The sequence below is a fragment of the Neptuniibacter sp. genome, from assembly GCF_024231755.1.
Classification (GTDB): Bacteria; Pseudomonadota; Gammaproteobacteria; order Pseudomonadales; family Balneatricaceae; genus Neptuniibacter.
Genome location: NZ_JAAEQH010000229.1, coordinates 1 through 500 on the forward strand (window position 1 = coordinate 1; position 500 = coordinate 500).

General features: G+C 45.0%; 1 protein-coding gene. It reads right to left on the minus strand.

What is annotated here, in order from left to right; all coding sequences use genetic code 11:
* Positions 1-133: 133 nt before the first annotated feature.
* Positions 134-500: hypothetical protein (locus GY843_RS11825; RefSeq protein WP_297309845.1), on the minus strand; the 367-nt coding region annotated here is incomplete at its 5' end.

Consider the following 500-nt stretch of genomic DNA (forward strand, 5'->3'; position numbering starts at 1 on the left):
AAGGTTAATCACTCTACCATTTCTTAGCTATCCTAGGATTTAATAGTTTATGGTTTCAATTGCCAGTAGGGGGTAAGTTTGGTAGTCTACACAAAAATGAATATGAATTAGTCTACTGTATCATGCAGATAGTTTAGGTCAGTCGGTTAGAAGAGTCGGTTAACTTTTCAAGAGCAGCGAAATCAAACTCGATTAGTTGGTGTACAAGAAAGCGGACGGTGTATTTCGATGTGCTAAAGGCCCAATACGGACAAGCGGAAACCTGTGCGCGAAGCTTTTGATGAGCAGACAGAGAAACGCGGGTGTAAACAGCGCACGGAATCCAATAGATCGCATGCGATGACAGAGAAGCCCCACCATCGGCGTGATTCCAGGGGTCAGCTGGTCCTTGACAGAATACGCCTTCATCGATAATGAATTCAAGCATGGTTAACAAAACAATGGGCGACACAGTGGTCAGTTGCACTTGAGTGGATCGACAGACTCCCTGAGAATGGTGC